14 protein-coding genes are annotated in these 15666 nt (G+C 40.3%); 10 read left to right on the top strand and 4 right to left on the bottom strand.

Annotation, left to right across the window (positions count from 1 at the left end; genetic code table 11):
* Positions 1-348 precede the first annotated feature (348 nt).
* Together hxpB and CTN07_RS00265 are read right to left on the bottom strand one after the other, a co-directional pair.
* Positions 349-1002, bottom strand: a complete 654-nt coding sequence (gene hxpB / locus CTN07_RS00270) for a hexitol phosphatase HxpB (RefSeq protein WP_005299899.1) — start codon at positions 1000-1002, stop codon at positions 349-351.
* A 135-nt stretch (positions 1003-1137) separates the two neighbouring features.
* A complete protein-coding gene (locus CTN07_RS00265) occupies positions 1138-2004 on the bottom strand; it encodes a fructosamine kinase family protein (protein ID WP_005299897.1) in 867 nt (288 codons plus the stop codon).
* Between the two features lie 512 nt (positions 2005-2516).
* Here CTN07_RS00265 and thrS point away from each other — a divergent pair.
* The 9 genes from thrS to CTN07_RS00220 all read left to right on the top strand — a co-directional run bounded on the left by thrS (position 2517) and on the right by CTN07_RS00220 (position 11872).
* On the top strand, positions 2517-4448 hold the full coding sequence (gene thrS, locus CTN07_RS00260) for a threonine--tRNA ligase (RefSeq protein ID WP_005299894.1): 1932 nt from the start codon (positions 2517-2519) through the stop codon (positions 4446-4448).
* A 3-nt stretch (positions 4449-4451) separates the two neighbouring features.
* Positions 4452-5003 (top strand): translation initiation factor IF-3, encoded by a 552-nt coding sequence (gene infC, locus CTN07_RS00255; protein WP_065172353.1) that lies wholly within the window; start codon positions 4452-4454, stop codon positions 5001-5003.
* A gap of 100 nt (positions 5004-5103) precedes the next feature.
* Positions 5104-5298, top strand: coding sequence for a 50S ribosomal protein L35 (rpmI, locus tag CTN07_RS00250; protein WP_005299888.1), 195 nt, complete (start codon positions 5104-5106; stop codon positions 5296-5298).
* 42 nt (positions 5299-5340) lie between these two features.
* A complete protein-coding gene (gene rplT, locus CTN07_RS00245; RefSeq protein WP_005299885.1) occupies positions 5341-5694 on the top strand; it encodes a 50S ribosomal protein L20 in 354 nt (117 codons plus the stop codon).
* Between the two features lie 786 nt (positions 5695-6480).
* Positions 6481-6651 carry a periplasmic nitrate reductase, NapE protein gene (locus tag CTN07_RS00240; RefSeq protein ID WP_068945863.1) on the top strand — a complete coding sequence of 57 codons (171 nt, stop codon included), beginning with the start codon at positions 6481-6483 and terminating at the stop codon, positions 6649-6651.
* A gap of 52 nt (positions 6652-6703) precedes the next feature.
* A complete protein-coding gene (torC, locus tag CTN07_RS00235; protein ID WP_005299883.1) occupies positions 6704-7885 on the top strand; it encodes a pentaheme c-type cytochrome TorC in 1182 nt (393 codons plus the stop codon).
* A gap of 17 nt (positions 7886-7902) precedes the next feature.
* On the top strand, positions 7903-10383 hold the full coding sequence (torA, locus tag CTN07_RS00230; RefSeq protein ID WP_005299880.1) for a trimethylamine-N-oxide reductase TorA: 2481 nt from the start codon (positions 7903-7905) through the stop codon (positions 10381-10383).
* A gap of 89 nt (positions 10384-10472) precedes the next feature.
* On the top strand, positions 10473-10925 hold the full coding sequence (locus CTN07_RS00225; RefSeq protein ID WP_036764049.1) for a group II truncated hemoglobin: 453 nt from the start codon (positions 10473-10475) through the stop codon (positions 10923-10925).
* A 167-nt stretch (positions 10926-11092) separates the two neighbouring features.
* The gene (locus tag CTN07_RS00220; RefSeq protein ID WP_036764048.1) at positions 11093-11872 is read left to right on the top strand and encodes a TSUP family transporter; all 780 of its coding nucleotides are present in this window, start codon (positions 11093-11095) and stop codon (positions 11870-11872) included.
* Here the strand turns inward: CTN07_RS00220 and CTN07_RS00215 are convergent.
* Entirely contained in the window at positions 11802-12668 is an 867-nt protein-coding gene (locus CTN07_RS00215) for a LysR family transcriptional regulator (protein ID WP_036764046.1), read from the bottom strand. The two genes, CTN07_RS00220 and CTN07_RS00215, sit on opposite strands and share 71 nt — an antisense overlap.
* Before the next feature lie 78 nt (positions 12669-12746).
* Positions 12747-13238 (bottom strand): MarR family winged helix-turn-helix transcriptional regulator, encoded by a 492-nt coding sequence (locus tag CTN07_RS00210; protein ID WP_005299874.1) that lies wholly within the window; start codon positions 13236-13238, stop codon positions 12747-12749.
* A 674-nt stretch (positions 13239-13912) separates the two neighbouring features.
* On the opposite strand from CTN07_RS00210, the gene CTN07_RS00200 reads away from it, so the two are divergent.
* On the top strand, positions 13913-15664 hold the full coding sequence (locus CTN07_RS00200) for a L,D-transpeptidase family protein (RefSeq protein WP_080551730.1): 1752 nt from the start codon (positions 13913-13915) through the stop codon (positions 15662-15664).
* Positions 15665-15666: the final 2 nt, after the last annotated feature.

Genomic DNA, 15666 nt, shown 5'->3' with positions numbered 1-15666 from the left:
CCTAACACGTACTGTCTTGCATCTGTAAGTGATTGGGCCGCTATTAATAAGCGTAATGTTTAATTCCGAATCGCTGAGATGAATCCATTATTGTTGCTTTGGGTTTAGTTAAATCCTAGCGTCTTTCATTGTTTTTTGCTGTGAATTAACTAGGGAGTATGAGTCAGTTTATGCTTTTGATTGCTAGAGAGGGTATGGGTCGCAAATTAACTTTTATAAACTAGCAATAGAAAAATTAATTTGGTCAAAAAGAGCTGTAGAGGTAATTAATTGCGTCTATTTTCACGATTTAATTAAGAATAAAGATAGAAGCATCCATCTTTATTCTTATTAATAATCTTTTTAGAGTTATAACTGAGCTAATAATTCTGGATTTACTTCGTGCAGCGAGGAAAGTTTGCAATCGGCAATAGCCCAGCGAGGATCTTGGCTAAAGGCTGCATCAGGTACAGCGATCCCTTTCATTTGAGCTGCTTTAGCCGCTAATAAACCATTCACCGAGTCTTCAAATGCGACACAATGTTGAGGTTTTACGCCTAACGCATCTGCAGCATTAATATAAACTTCAGGGTGCGGTTTCCCGTAGCGTAAGTGTTCAGCTGATAACACCGCTTCAAACAACCCAGTAAGAGAAAGAGCATCAATCGTCGCTTCAATTAAATCCATTGGTGATGAAGAGGCTAGAGCGATTTTAAGACCTGACTCTTTACAGCAAGTAATAGCTTCTACAACCCCAGGAAGCATTGGCTTTTGCTCACGAACTAATGCTTTTACTCGGTCAACGATCGTCTGAGTTACTTCAGCACAGTTAGGTCCTTGCCATGGTTGTTGATTAAACCAAAATTCTACAACTTGATCGATTCGTAATCCCATTGTTTTATGAGTATCTTCAATGGAAATTTTAACCCCAAGATCCGTAAATACTTCTACTTGTGCTTGTTGCCAAAACGGCTCTGAATCAACAAGTAGTCCATCCATATCGAAAACAGCAGCTTGTAACATAATCATCCTAGAATAGTAAAATCAATCAGATATCAACTGCTGATACTATCATAGTTGGGTATTGTTTATCAGAGGATTACTTCTATATACCAAGTAATTTTAGTTACTGATTTTAGCTCAAGATAAACAACGCGATTAATCTGCTAATTTGAGTTTATTGATAATCTGTCTTGCTTTTTCTATATAGCAACCACCAAATAGATAACTTTGGTTAAGGAGATAGTACAGTTGATAGAGCTCTTTTCGCTGCCCGTAGTTCTCATCAAGAGGGTAAATACTGTTATAACCTTGGTAAAACTCTGGCGGAAATTGTGCAAAAAGTTCAGCTGTAGCGATATCACATTCTCTATCACCCCAGTATGTTGCAGGATCGAAAATAATGGGGCCCGAAACCGTCAAAGCGCTATTGGCATAACAGAGATCACCGTGAAGTAGTGAGGGTTTTGGCTGGTGGCTGAGTAAGCATTGAATCACATTACTGGTAATAGTATCGATATTACCAAAGGAGATGTCTTTTTCTTCACACAGTTGAAGTTGCCAAGCTATGCGCTGTTCAGCAAAGAATCGACACCATTTTCTGCGCCATTTATTAGGTTGTGGCGTAAGGCCTATATAATTATCGAAATCAAAACCGTATTCAATTTGCTCACCCCATAAATGTTGGCTAGCTAAATTCTGACCAAGCTCATACGCTGAATGTGAGTCTAAGGGCTTAGTTGGGAGGTAATTGAGAACCAGAAATGCTTTGTCTTTACATGTCCCCATATGAACAAACTGTGGAACTTGAACGCAACATGCTTCATTAAGAATACGCAGGCTCTCTGCTTCTGTTTCGAATATGACTAAATTATCCCGAGTGTTGAGTTTTAAGAAGAAGCGTTCGTTGCCGTCACTGATGCAATAGCATTGATTAACCTCACTTCCTGTCAGTACCTCTTTTTCGGTGATCTTAAACGAATAACCTAATTGTTCAGAAAGCTGGTTTGAAATCCCCTGCCACATAGCATCCTCCACACTGAAAACAGTAGTTGTGCAACTGACTATCAATAGCTTAGACCATTTCATAAAGAAATTAACGTGAAGTTGTTAGAAGTTTGAATATTTTGTGGTGAAAAATGCATTAGCTCAGTGGTGGACTGAAAGATATATAAATAGCAGTAAGGCAATATCGGGTATATCAGGTGCTAAAAAATTCGGCTGATCGCGATGTATCATTACCTTGTAAAACATCTCCTTTGTTTTTACTTTTCGCATCTTCTTAACCAACCCTGACTTTTTAGGGTTGGTCTTTTTTCAGAAATTACGCAGAGAACCTCAAAAGCTCCTTAACTAAATATACCTCGATGTGATAATATCTGTTCCCTTAGTTAGACGTTGTTGGAAGCTCATTTTGATTTGTACCAAAATGTGACCCAATGAGGTTTAGTAAGTCTCTACTTAAATACTCAACGTATTTAAACATTTTTGAATCAAGTGCTACTTGGTATGTGGCACCACTGGAAAGGACATTTTTCATGCCTGTAATTACTCTTCCTGACGGCAGTCAACGTCAATTCGAAAATCCTGTATCAACTATGGATGTCGCTCTATCTATCGGTCCTGGTCTTGCGAAAGCAACGATCGCTGGTCGTGTTGATGGCGTTCGTGTTGATGCTTGTGATCTTATCGAAAACGATGCAAGTCTAGAAATCATCACAGCTAAAGATGAAGTTGATGGTTTAGAGATCGTTCGTCACTCATGTGCTCACCTTTTAGGTCATGCAATTAAGCAGTTGTACCCTGAAGCGAAAATGGCTATCGGTCCAACAATCGATAACGGTTTTTACTACGATATCGACCTTGAACAGTCTCTAACTCAAGAAGATCTTGAAGTTATTGAGAAGCGCATGCTTGAACTTGCTAAGACCAAGTATCAGGTAGTTAAGAAAAAAGTAAGCTGGCAAGAAGCGCGTGATACATTTGAATCTCGCGGTGAAACTTACAAAATTGAAATTCTTGATGAAAATGTAGCTCGTGACGATCGTCCTGGTCTATACCATCATGAAGAATACATCGACATGTGTCGTGGTCCTCACGTACCACACATGGGCTTCTGTCAAAACTTCAAGCTATTAAGTGTTGCTGGTGCATACTGGCGTGGTAATAGCGAAAACAAGATGCTTCAGCGTATCTACGGTACTGCATTCCACGATAAGAAGGCGCTAAAAGCTCACCTAACTCGTCTAGAAGAAGCTGCAAAGCGTGACCACCGTAAAATTGGTAAGCAACTTGATCTGTTCCATATGCAGCAAGAAGCCCCTGGTATGGTGTTCTGGCATCACAACGGTTGGACTATCTTCCGTGAACTAGAAGTATTTGTTCGTGAAAAACTAAACCAATACGATTACCAAGAAGTAAAAGGTCCTCTAATGATGGACCGTGTACTATGGGAACGTTCTGGTCACTGGGACAAGTACGCAGATGCAATGTTCACAACAAGTTCTGAGAACCGTGAATACGCAATTAAGCCAATGAACTGCCCAGGTCACGTACAGATCTTTAACCAAGGTCTGAAATCTTACCGTGATCTACCATTACGTATGGCTGAGTTTGGTTCATGTCATCGTAACGAGCCATCAGGTTCACTTCATGGTATCATGCGTGTACGTGGCTTTACTCAAGATGATGCGCACATTTTCTGTACAGAATCTCAAGTGCAACAAGAAGTTACATCTTGCATCGAAATGGTGTATGATACGTACAAGACATTCGGCTTTGAGAACATTGTTGTTAAATTATCTACTCGTCCAGAAAAACGCGTAGGTTCTGATGCAATGTGGGATAAAGCAGAAGCTGACTTAGTTACCGCGCTTGAATCAATGGATATTCCATTTGAAATTCAAGAAGGTGAGGGTGCGTTCTACGGTCCTAAGATCGAGTTCACTCTTCACGATTGCCTTGATCGCGCATGGCAGTGTGGTACAGTTCAGTTAGACTTTGCTCTACCAGAGCGTTTAGGCGCTACTTACGTAGGTGAAGATAACGAACGCCACACACCGGTTATGATTCACCGTGCAATTCTTGGTTCATTAGAGCGTTTCATCGGTATTCTTATCGAAGATTATGCAGGTTTCTTCCCAACTTGGTTGGCGCCTCAACAAGCTGTTGTGATGAATATTACTGACTCTCAGTCAGAATATGTACAAGAAATTGTAGAAAAATTGAAAAAATGTGGAATTAGAGTCAATGCGGACTTGAGAAATGAGAAGATTGGCTTTAAAATCCGCGAACATACTTTGAAGCGAGTACCTTACATGCTTGTATGCGGCGACCAAGAGGTTGAAGCAGGTGAAGTTGCAGTACGTACTCGCAAGGGTAAAGATTTGGGTAAATTTAAGATTGATGATCTTGTTGCTTACATGCAGCAAGAAATTAGCAGTCGTAAGCTCAATATTGTGGAGGAATAAGGTATTAAAGGCGGAAAAAGAACCCAAGCACCAGTTAAGCAAAATGCACATCGCCTTAATGGTGAAATTCGTGGTCTTCGCGAAGTTCGTTTAACTGGTCTAGACGGCGAGTCAATCGGTGTCGTTTCTATTGAAGAAGCGTTGAATGCTGCTCACGAAGCTGGTGTGGACTTAGTCGAAATCAGCCCTAATGCCGAGCCACCAGTTTGTCGTGTGATGGACTATGGCAAGTACCTGTTCGAAAAGAGCAAGGCTGCTAAAGAGCAAAAGAAAAAGCAGAAACAAATCCAGATCAAGGAAGTTAAATTCCGACCTGGTACAGACGAAGGCGATTATCAGGTAAAACTGCGCAACCTGAGTCGCTTTTTAGAAGAGGGCAATAAAGGCAAAGTAACGCTACGTTTCCGTGGTCGTGAAATGGCTCATCAGAGCATCGGTATTGAACTTCTTAATCGTATTAAGGATGACCTAATCGACCTAGCGGTCGTTGAAAGTTTCCCTAGTCGAGTAGAAGGTCGTCAGATGACGATGATGCTTGCTCCTAAGAAGAAGTAAGTAATTACGGCATTCAAGTAGCAAAAGCGCTGCTTATCGCAGCGCTTTTTGTTCGCCCATATTACTGTGTTATTAACTATCAACAATGCGGAGTCTCATCATGCCTAAGATGAAATCCAACAAAGGTGCTGCTAAGCGTTTCAAGAAAACTGGCGGTGGCTTTAAGTACAAGCACGCGACTAAGCGTCACATCCTAACTAAACGTACTACTAAGAACAAGCGTCAGCTTCGTCCAAATGCAATCCTTCCTAAGTGTGAAGTGGCTGCAGTTGTTCGTATGCTTCCATACGCTTAATCGTTTTTAGTTTTATTTTTTAATTTAGTCTAGGAGTCTCCTATGCCTCGCGTAAAACGTGGTGTACAAGCGCGTGCACGTCACAAGAAAGTTCTTAAACAAGCTAAAGGTTACTACGGTGCACGTTCACGTGTTTATCGCGTAGCTTTCCAAGCAGTTACTAAAGCTGGTCAATACGCTTACCGTGACCGTCGTCAGAAGAAACGTACTTTCCGTCAACTATGGATTGCACGTATCAACGCTGCTGCACGTCAGAATGGTATGTCTTACAGCCGTTTCATCAACGGTCTTAAGAAAGCGTCTATCGAAATCGATCGTAAGATCCTTGCTGATATCGCTGTATTCGACAAAGCAACTTTCACAGTGCTAGTTGAGAAAGCAAAAGCTGCTCTGTAATTTTACAGTTTAGTTTTTCAGGAAAGGGAAGCTTCGGCTTCCCTTTTTCGTATCTGTCATTTCAAGTACTCTATTTTTACTATCCCCACCACCTTATCTTTATCTTCTATATACCCCAAACAGCACTAACAGTAACTCTTGAGTTGCTTATCAGTTATGTCCTTGCCTGTAAGTTAAGATCTTTTCACTGAATCTCACACCTTGATCTACTTGGGTATCACTATAGTTTTTGTCTAAACGAAACGAGGATCGTTATGGAATATTTTACGAAAGGCAATAACAGAGGGATAGGGACAAAAGATGAAGACATAAAAAAGCCGATTGGGTGAACAATCGGCTACCTGTGACGCTACTTTTTAGTTATTCACTAATAAGATCGGACAAGATTTTCGTAACAGTTAATATAGCAGGAAGTAGTTGATAATAATGAGGAAATGTCCACAAAACGGCATTTTATTATAATTCAGTGTAACTTGGCTTATTATCTAAACTATTTGTATGTTTATCAAAGTATGCATACTGATTTCATATTAACTACTCATTATGAATCTTGATAACGAATACTCTGTTTAATGAGTTTCTTTTCCCTTCAATTAGAGATAATGCTCTAAATCTCTTTTTCTTCACAAGTAATAAAAACAGCATCTTACGCCTACCTTCTATAATGAAAAATATATCCAGATCGCATTTCTGATTTTTAAGTCATGCCTGAAAAGTGAAAAAATAAAAATTATCTGTGGGTTAACTATACTTTTGAGGTAAGTGATCATTAATGGAAGTGAAGCAATGGATACTAATGATGTGCAAGATGAAGAGCGCGGAAAATATGAGTGGATGTCGTTCATATTTATAGCTGTGTTTTTATTTCCTATTTTGACAGTTGGTTTAGTCAGCGCATATGGCTTTATTGTGTGGGCTCTTCAGGTGTTTGTTTTGGGTCCTCCTGGGCATGGTTAATGTTGCCTTGCTCATAGAATGAAGAGCTGAGTTAAACATCAAGGAGGTGAGAATGAAAACACTTAAGAAAATATGGCAAACACTATGGCGGCCAGCGACAAAAATCAGTCTTGGTGTCTTAACTCTGGGAGGATTTATTGCTGGAGTTATGTTCTGGGGTGGTTTTAATACGGGGCTTGAAATGACGAATACAGAAAAGTTCTGTATCAGTTGTCATGATATGCGAGATACCGTTTATCCAGAATTACAACAAACAGTTCATTGGTCAAATAATGCTGGGGTTAGAGCTACGTGTCCTGATTGTCATGTGCCTCATAATTGGACCGATAAAATTGCACGGAAGATGCAGGCCAGCAAAGAAGTTTTTGGTCATCTGTTTGGTACTATTGATACCAAGGAGAAGTTTGAAGCCAAAAGAATGGAACTTGCTCAACATGAATGGGAACGGTTTTCTGCCAATGGTTCTAAAGAGTGTAAACATTGCCATAAGTACGAGAGTATGAAATGGGATGAAATGTCTCCTCGAGCTCAAGTTCAAATGAAACAAGCAGCAGCACGAGACCAAAGTTGTTTAGATTGCCATAAAGGGATTGCTCATCAATTACCACAAAATATGGAATCTTCCGGCGGAATGGTTTCCGAACTTATTGCCCAATCTCACAGTACCAGTTTCTCTGATGGTAGTGCTTATTATAGTGTCCGTTTTCTTCCATTATATTCAGATGAAAGCTTAACGACTGAAGCTGGACAATTAGAACCTGCTTCAGAAGTCAAAGTGGTGAAGGTAACGGATAAAGCCGTAGAAGTCGAAATCCATGGTTGGCGTAAAACAAAAGGCTTTGGTCGTGTGATTGAACAAGACTTTGGCTTAAACATTCCCGTTGCAGCCCTGAGCAAAGATGCGGCGCAAAATGATCAAGTGGTTCAAAAAGGGGATGAGAAAGAAGATGACCTAACTGGACTTAAATGGCAGCAAGTCACTATTACGCTATGGATGCAAAAAGATAATTTATTACCTGATGTCCAACCGATATGGTCAGCCGCAAAATCTGCTTATGACACCAACTGTAGCGTCTGTCATACCCAGCCAACAGAGAATCACTTTGATGCCAATACTTGGCCAGGAATGTTTAACGGTATGCTCGCTTTTGTCAATTTAGACAGTGATAGTGAAGCCATTGTATTGAAATATCTACAAAATCACTCATCAACATTCTCTAAATCACAGCATTAGAACGGAGAGGATCGTTTATGTCTTTAACTCGACGTAAATTTTTGCAAGGGGTCGCAACCACCAGTGCTGTGACTGTGATAGGACCAAGCTTATTAACGCAGTTGGCACATGCAACAGTACAAGATGGTGCACCAGCACAGGAGCCAGGCACTTGGAAAGTATCAGGGTCTCACTGGGGGGCATTTCGGGCGCGTATTTATAATGGACAGGTAATGGAGATCAAACCATTAGAGCAAGATAAACATCCAACGGATATGCTCAATGGGATTATTGGTTTGATTTACAGCCCAAGTCGAATTCGTTATCCATTAGTGCGTTTAGATTGGTTACGTAAGAATAAATACAGTGGTGAAACTCGCGGTAATAATCGTTTTGTGCGAGTTACATGGGATGAAGCACTTGATCTGTTTTTCCAAGAGCTACATCGGGTTCAAAAAGATTATGGGCCATGGGCACTTCATGCAGGGCAAACTGGCTGGCGTGAAACAGGACAATTTCACAGCTGCACCTCACATATGCAGCGAGCGGTTGGTATGTATGGCAACTTTATTAAAAAAGTGGGGGATTACTCAACAGGTGCAGGACAAACTATCCTACCTTATGTAATCGGTTCTACCGAAGTATATGCTCAAGCGACGACTTGGCCTCATATATTAGAGCATTGCGATACACTGATTTGGTGGTCGAACGATCCGATGAAAAACAGTCAAGTAGGTTGGCAGTGTGAGACCCATGATTGTTACGACTACTACGCGCAATTAAAAGAAAAAATAGCGAAAAAAGAGATCAAAGTGATCTCGGTTGATCCAGTTATTTCGCAAACTCAAAATTATTTAAGCTGTGAACATCAGTATGTGAACCCTCAAACCGATGTCGCCTTTATGTTAGCGCTCGCCTATACCCTCTATGATGAAAAGCTTTACGACAAAAGTTTTATGGAAACCTATACCTTAGGCTTTGAAGATTTTCTGCCGTATTTGCTCGGTAAAGGAGAAGATAAAACAGCGAAAACCCCGGAATGGGCAGAACCGATTTGTGGCATAAAAGCCGATGAGATCCAAAAATTTGCCCGTATGCTTGCAAAAGGTCGTACCATGATGATCTTTGGCTGGTCGATTCAGCGTCAGCTACATGGTGAGCAACCTTATTGGATGGCGGTCGTTTTGGCTTCAATGTTGGGTAAAATAGGCCTTCCTGGTGGTGGTATTTCATTCTCGCATCAATACAGTGGAGTTGGTACGCCATACAGTAATGCAGCCGGGCCTGGTGGTTTTCCCCGTAATGTAGATGAAGGCCAAGTACCAGTTTGGAACAATACCGATTTCAAAGGTTATAGCTCAATCATTCCTGTTGCTCGTTGGATTGATGCCATCATGGAGCCGGGTAAAAAAATTCAATATAACGGCAGTCAGGTTGTCTTGCCTGATATTAAAATGATGGTCTTTAGTGGTTGTAATCCATGGAATCACCATCAAGACCGTAACCGAATGAAGGAGGCATTTAGAAAGCTGCAAACGGTTGTCAATATTGATTATACATGGACGCCAACTTGCCGCTTCTCTGATATCGTTTTGCCCGCTTGTACTCAGTTTGAACGTAATGATATTGACCAATTTGGTACTTATTCAACAGCGGGTATTCTTGCAATGCATAAGCTGGTTGATCCGCTTTTTCAATCAAAAACAGATTTCCAAATTTTTACCGAGTTGTGTGAACGATTTGGTAAAAGCAAAGAATATACTCGCGGTATGACGGAAATGGAGTGGGTAAAACAACTCTACAACGATTGCCGTGCGGCTAACAAAGATAAGTACCCAATGCCAGAATTTAATAAGTTTTGGCAACAAGGGCTCGCTCCGTTTAAGACCGATCAATCTATGGTTAGCCACGCTGCCTTCCGAGAAGACCCTGAAATTAACCCATTGGGTACGCCATCAGGGTTTATTGAAATATACAGCCGAAAAATCGCTTGTTATAAATACCCATATTGTCAGGGACATCCTATGTGGTTTGAGAAAAATGAGCGTTCTCATGGTGGGCCAAAATCCGATAAATATCCTCTTTGGCTTCAGTCTTGTCATCCGCCAAAACGACTTCATTCACAGATGTGTGATTCGGAAAAATTCCGTGAAACTTATGCTGTTAAAGGTCGGGAGCCAGTACATTTAAACCCAGATGATGCCAAAGCTCGAGGTATTAAAGATGGTGACATTGTCAGAGTTTTTAATGACCGAGGGCAGTTACTTGCTGGAGCTAAAGTTTCTGGGGATTATCCACCGGGGGTGATTCGTATTACCGAAGGGGCTTGGTTTGGTCCGATCAATAACGATATTGGTGCTCTTGATACTTATGGCGATCCTAATACATTAACTCAAGATATTGGGACCTCAGAACTTGCTCAGGCAACCAGTGCCAATACTGTAGTGGTGCAAGTTGAGAAGTTTAAAGGTGAAGTGCCTCCCGTTACTTCATTTAGCGGGCCGATATATGTAAGTTAAATAGATTAGAAATATCTGTCTATTTATCATAATCTTAAAGCGTGGCTTAGGCTGCGCTTTATTTTTTGATAATAGATAGGGTAATACCGATGGATCGATCTGAATATCCCGAGCAAGATGAGTTGTCTGGTGTAAAAAAAAGGGCGGCGCCGAACTACCAAGATCCCGAGGTTTGTTTTGCTGCCGCAGGAAAAGAGCCAGGAATTACACAACTGGTGGCCTCTTTTTATCAGTTTATTGATACTTGCCCTGAAGCAAAGAACATTAGAGCAATGCACCCAGATGATTTAACCATTACCAAAGAAAAGTTAACGACCTTTTTAATTGGTTGGTTAGGTGGGCCTCAAGAGTACACGGAAAAATACGGTTCAATGAATTTACCTGGAGCACATCGACATCTTGTTATTGGGATTGAGGAAAAACAAGCTTGGCTTAATTGTATGCAAAAAGCGTTAGATGAGCAGAACTACGATGAACTGTTTAAACGACATGTTATGGTACAACTCTCTTTCCCCGCAGAGATGTGCCGTAATCAATCATAAATGATCTAACTTAATGTTATTTTAGAAGATGATTGTTTCCTAATGGGAATAGGTTCTCTTCGCATATTTCCTTTTGTAACTCAAACATTACTCGCTACTATGGCTGCTCTACTTAAGTGGTGGATTATCACCATCTGATGAAAGTGTAATAGATAGCGAGTGAATAAATGGATTTATCTTTAGATGTTTTGGTTTTATTGTTCTGTGTTGCAGGCTTGGCCGGATTTATTGACGCTATAGCTGGCGGTGGTGGGCTACTTACCGTTCCTGCATTACTGGCTGCTGGGGTTCCACCAACACAGGCTCTCGCGACTAACAAATTACAGAGCTCGTTCGGTAGTTTTTCGGCTTCACTCTATTTTGTTCGCCAAGGTTTAGTGAGTCTTAAAGCTATGCGCGTGGCTATCGTTTGTACCTTTACCGGTGCCGCTATTGGAGCCGAAGCTGTACAACAAATTGATGCTAGTATTCTAACCAGTTTAATTCCTATTTTACTTATTTGTATCTCGCTCTACTTTATTTTAGCGCCTCAGGCCAAATTAGAGTCTGGTGAACCGCGTATATCCGATAATCTCTTTGCGTTAACGGTTGGCTTTTCAATTGGTTTTTATGATGGATTTTTTGGTCCAGGTACAGGTTCTCTGTTTACCGTTTGTTTTGTTGCGATTGCTCGTTGCGGCTTAATTGAAGCGACGGCTAGAACCAAAGTTCTTAATTTCACCTCAAATATTGCGGCATTAACCTTTTTTATTATCGCAGGATTGCCTATTTGGGAGCTTGGTTTAGTCATGGCTGCGGGTGGTTTTCTTGGTGCTCGAATGGGAGCTAAGGTAGTTGTCACCAAAGGACATAAATTGATCCGTCCAATGGTAGTGACTATTTCAATGTTGATGGCGTTAAAGCTACTTTGGGAACAGCATCCGCAATGGTTTCAATTAGGGTTTTAACTCTTGATGATTTAAGGCTGTTCGCACGATAAAGCAAATGAATAGGCCGGGTCAGCTCATCAAGAAATGCAAAATGGTGGCAATGCATTGTTGGTATATTTAAGGTGCTAACGATAGATTGAGGAACAAGAGCCGGGGCAACACCCGCTAAAGCCAATTGAGCGCTGGCAGTGTATGAATCCATCTCCATTAACGGAATAATGTTCGCCTGTTGGAGTAATCCTGCTTGATAGGCATTCGCGGGATTTTTTAGGTCATTAACAATAAGATTCAACGGTGGAGCGAGTAGCGCTTCTTTACTGACGATACTAAAGGGCTCATCGAGCAAATGAATGGTTTCTAAACCGTGATGGGGCGGTAGATGGCCGGCACAAAAACCTATGATAGCTTCACCCGACTGAATGTGTTCGACGATTACTGGCGTGTGGTGCGTTGTAATCGAGATATAGGGATCTCGCTCTATATAAGAACCAATAATGGGTGCTAAATAACCAGCAACTAACGTTTCCGAACAATCAAGAGAAATACAGGTTTGATCGGTTAACTCTTGCTGCTCATAAATGAGTCCTCGAATCTCATTAAAACTTGGGCCTACATTTGCAATCAGCAATTCAGCATCAGGGGTGAGCTTAATGTGGCGACCTTTAGGCTCAATCAGTTTTTTTCCTAATTTTGCTTCCAGTTTCGCAATTCGTTTACTGACTGCCGATTGACTAATATACAAACGACTGCCAGTTCTGCTCATGGTTTTTTCCTGAGCAAGCATTAATAACGTCTCAATTCCTTCGAGTAACATCTTTTGGCCTAATACTAAAAAGCCAGCATAATACACTGGCTTAACACGGGTTCTAACGTCATAAAATATGTCGTTGGTCTATTCTTCTGAACTGTCGTGCTTGGTGATGCTACCCACTTCCAGTAGGGGAGCAACATCTAAATGTTCAGCATTCATCATAGATGAAATTCGTTGTACAGAGGAGAGAAGTAGTGACTGCTCCCAATCTTCTAACGTTTGGAATTGAGAAATAAAGCTATCTTGTAGTGGCATAGGTGCCTTTTCAAGTAATGCTTTACCTTTCTCTGTTAGGTGGGCATGCACTTTACGTTTATCCAATTGACTGCGTTGACGAACAACCAACTCTCGACTTTCTAAGCGGTCAAGAATAGTTGTTGCTGTTGCTTGGCTCATATTGGTGTTATTCGACAGTTGACGAATTGTAATTTCTGTACCGGAATCACGGATTGCGCGCATTAACACAAGTTGTGGACCCGTTAGACCTGCATTTTTATTTAGCTTACGTGAGTGTAGATCTATCGCTCGAATAATCTGTCGTAAGGCAATAAGTACTTCTTCGTGCTTTTCCATGAAACTCTCCAAAATCAACCTTGGAAAACTACCTCAAATGACAACAACTTAAAAGCCTTTTTCACGTTATAACTGTAATTTATACCCAAGTGACTTCAAGATGCAGGATTCAGAGCGTTGTCACTGATTCAAGTTCAAGACAAACAATGCAGTGTAATAGCTCGCTATTTCCAAATTGTTTGACGATGAAATTGTGTCTGTGACACGCTCCCAAAGGGCGAGTTAATTTGCTTCACATACTGCGTTAACGATTTTTAATTTAGAGCCACTAGATCTTCAAATCGTTGTCTTGCCTGTAAACCAAATTATTCTCGCTGAACCTCGCATCTTGAAGTTACTTGGGTATATATCAAACTTGTCTCAAGATGTTTGTCTCTATGACAATGATTGGGTTAATAGGTCCAATAATGATGAAAAAATTGAGTCGTTTTAGATGATTAAACAAGATAATGATCTCAAGTGTAAAAGAAGTGAGACAAATAAGATGATTTCTCAGTTCAAAAAGGGAGGTGGTTTCAGGTTAGAGTAAAATTAATCATGTAAATTCAATAGATTAGTTTTTTATAATAATGAAAAGTCAAAATACTAAAACATTTATCATAAATAAATACCGTTCAAATTTTCCTAGAGCTGAAATTAATTTGCCATACTGAAATGATCAGCAATAGGAGAAAATGATGAAGACTTTCTCGACTTTATCACTGTGCATCGCTTGTACTCTTGGGTATTCATGCCAGATTCATGCCTACCATTTGGATATTGAGCCTTTTCCATTAGAACAAAAAAATGCAATGGATAATGCAATGCATATTGAAATTGCTCAACTCTATGATCCTTCCCGTGATGTGGGTAGCACTCAATTAGATCACTACTTTAATCCTAAATATCAAGCAGCACTAGATTGGGTTAAAGATATTCCAAGTATTCAATCAGTTATCTCATATCCAGATAAGCTGGCAGAAATCTATTACACCAATGGATATCAACCGTATTGGTCTAGTAAAGAGGCCATTGAGGCATTATTGGCCAATCTGAAAATATTTGAAATAGCTAAAATAAGTCCTGATTTAACAAAACGTTATACCAAAATAATGCAACTTAAAAATACTCAGGATTGGAAACAAATTGATCTTCTTGCAACCGATACGATGCTCGCATTATTAAGCTTTTATCAGTATTCCAAGCATGAGCAGCGAGAGTGGCTATTTGGTGGCAAAATGAAATGGCCTTTACCGTTACCAAGTCATCATGAAATTGAGTCATTTTTAACCGCATCAGAAACAGCTCAGATGGTAAAGTATATCTCTTCTCTTCAAGGTAATAACGAACAGTATACTAGTAATATCAAAGCATTAGAGAAGCTTACTCAACTTAGTCATAAACGTTGGCCTATCTTTCATGTTGCCAATAAGGTCTCTTTAGGTAACCCATTACCCAATGCAAAAAACTTAATTACTATTCTTGAAATGTTAGGAGATCTACCGAGTTATCAAGCCGAACAAATGCTAACAGAAAACCTGGATTATTTATCTCCAACTTTAATTGAAGCGGTAAAATCGTTTCAACAACGCCATGGTTTAAGTCCTGATGGTGTAATCGGTCCAAACACCCTGTATTGGTTGTCAAAATCGCCACAAGAGCGCTTAAGAGTCGTTGCACTAAACACTTTAAGATTATCGTTATGGCCCGATGAACAGCCTAATCAAATAGTCGTTAATATCCCCGCTTATGAACTGACAGCAAGGCTTAATAATCAATCGGTTATGACAAGCAAAGTGATTGTTGGTCGACCATCTAGAAATACTCCGATGATGGATTCCACTATAACATCTGTGGTATTCAATCCCTATTGGAATGTGCCGACTTCAATCATGAGAAAGGACATTTTGCCAAAAGTGAAACGTAACCCAAGTTATCTGACTCGTAATCGATATGAGATCCTATCCAGTTGGTCAAATCCTGCCCGAATATCGGTTAATGCCATTAATTGGCGAGGGGTTAATCCTAAAACGTTTCCTTATCGTCTGCGCCAAAAGCCGGGAAATAAAAATGCGTTAGGTCGTTTTAAATTTAATATCCCTAATGATTATGCCATCTATCTTCATGATACTTCTTCAAAACGTCTATTTAATAAATCTGATCGAGCACTCAGCTCTGGCTGTGTTCGAGTTGAATATGCAAAAGGTTTGGCACAGCTGTTGCTTGAGTATTCAGGAGTCAGTGATAAAAGGTTTATCCAATATTCATCAAGGACGAGAACAAAAACAGTGGTATTAAAAAATAAGATACCCGTACATTTAATTTATCAGACCGCTTGGGCTGAGGGGAATGGTTTAATTTATTACCGAGATGATATTTATCACTATGACAAAATGGGGGGTGCATCTCAAAATGGAAAACTCTACATAACTGCTTACAATTATTAAAT

This window comes from Photobacterium damselae, assembly GCF_003026815.1.
Classification (GTDB): domain Bacteria; phylum Pseudomonadota; class Gammaproteobacteria; order Enterobacterales; family Vibrionaceae; genus Photobacterium; species Photobacterium damselae.
Note: the sequence above shows the minus strand (reverse complement) of the source record. Positions and strands in the feature narration are given on the sequence as shown.